Origin of the sequence: Pseudomonas sp. P7758 (assembly GCF_013386485.1) — a bacterium.
Taxonomy (GTDB): Bacteria; Pseudomonadota; Gammaproteobacteria; order Pseudomonadales; family Pseudomonadaceae; genus Aquipseudomonas.
On the sequence record NZ_JACARS010000047.1, the window covers coordinates 1 to 1,426 of the forward strand.

At 63.4% G+C, this 1,426-nt stretch carries 1 protein-coding gene and 1 pseudogene; one reads left to right on the plus strand and one right to left on the minus strand.

Going from position 1 to position 1,426, the window contains the following annotated elements:
• Positions 1-14 precede the first annotated feature (14 nt).
• Complete coding sequence (aroC, locus tag HX873_RS10375; RefSeq protein ID WP_003213122.1) at positions 15-1,106, minus strand: chorismate synthase; 1,092 nt, start codon at positions 1,104-1,106, stop codon at positions 15-17.
• Positions 1,107-1,249: 143 nt separating this feature from the next.
• On the opposite strand from aroC, the pseudogene HX873_RS10380 reads away from it, so the two are divergent.
• A pseudogene (locus HX873_RS10380) lies at positions 1,250-1,426 on the plus strand (alpha/beta hydrolase); the annotation flags it as partial.

Below are 1,426 nucleotides of genomic sequence, written 5' to 3' on the forward strand. Positions count from 1 at the left end.
CTCGCCACCCACGGTCACAGCTGGCCCAATACCGGAGTACTGACTTTTACGTCGGCGTTTTGCCCACGATGGCGCAGCAGGTGGTCCATCAACACGATGGCCATCATCGCTTCGGCAATCGGCGTGGCGCGGATGCCGACGCAAGGGTCGTGACGGCCCTTGGTGATCACGTCCACCGGGTTGCCGTGCACATCGATCGAACGGCCTGGCGTGGTGATGCTGGACGTCGGCTTGAGGGCCAGGTGCGCAACGATCGGCTGGCCGGAGGAAATGCCGCCGAGAATGCCGCCGGCGTTGTTGCTGAGGAAACCTTCCGGGGTCAGCTCGTCACGGTGCTCGGTGCCACGCTGGGCCACACAATCGAACCCGGCGCCGATCTCCACGCCCTTGACCGCGTTGATGCTCATCAGCGCGTGGGCCAGTTCGGCATCGAGGCGGTCGAAGATCGGCTCGCCCAGGCCCGGCATCACGCCTTCGGCAACCACGGTGATCTTGGCGCCGACGGAATCCTGGTCGCGGCGCAACTGGTCCATATAGGCTTCCAGCTCCGGCACTTTATCCGGGTCTGGGCAGAAAAAGGCGTTGTCTTCGACGCTGTCCCAGGTCTTGAACGGGATTTCGATCGGGCCCAGCTGGCTCATGTAGCCGCGGATCACGATGCCCTGGGTCGCCAGGAACTTCTTCGCAATCGCACCGGCCGCCACGCGCATCGCGGTTTCCCGCGCCGAGCTGCGGCCACCGCCACGGTAGTCGCGCTCGCCGTATTTGTGGTGGTAGGTGTAGTCGGCGTGGGCCGGGCGGAACAGGTCCTTGATCGCCGAGTAGTCCTTGGACTTCTGGTCGGTGTTGCGAATCAGCAGGCCGATGGCGCAGCCGGTGGTGCGGCCTTCGAACACGCCGGAGAGGATTTCGACTTCGTCGGCTTCCTGGCGCTGGGTGGTGTGGCGGCTGGTGCCGGGCTTGCGGCGGTCGAGGTCACGCTGCAGGTCTTCCAGGGACAACTCGAGGCCCGGCGGGCAGCCGTCGACAATGGCGACCAACGCCGGGCCATGGCTTTCGCCCGCGGTGGTAACAGTGAACAGCTTGCCGTAGGTATTGCCGGACATGCAGGGCGCTCCGTGAAATCAGTTGAATCAAGTCAACCGTAATAACTTAAGGCGGCCAGTATACGCAGGCTAACCGACTAGTTCATCCTCGAAACCTTACCGGTAGACGTTGGTCCAACCGGCACCTTCCTCATGATGGCGCGATGATGCTGCGAGTTCTGCTTTTGACCCTCACTCTGTTTTCCAGCCTTGGCTTCGCCGCCTCCCCTGTCGTGCTGCAACGGCCCATCAGCCTGGACACCGGCAGTGGCGAGCTGTTTGGTTCGCTGTTGTTGCCCAAATCCGACAAGCCGGTGCCGGTGGTGCTGATCATCGCCGGC

What these genes read in the sequence shown, in the direction of transcription:
- aroC (WP_003213122.1), bottom strand. Translation starts at nt 1,106, where the DNA reads ATGTCCGGCAATACCTACGGCAAGCTGTTCACTGTTACCACCGCGGGC.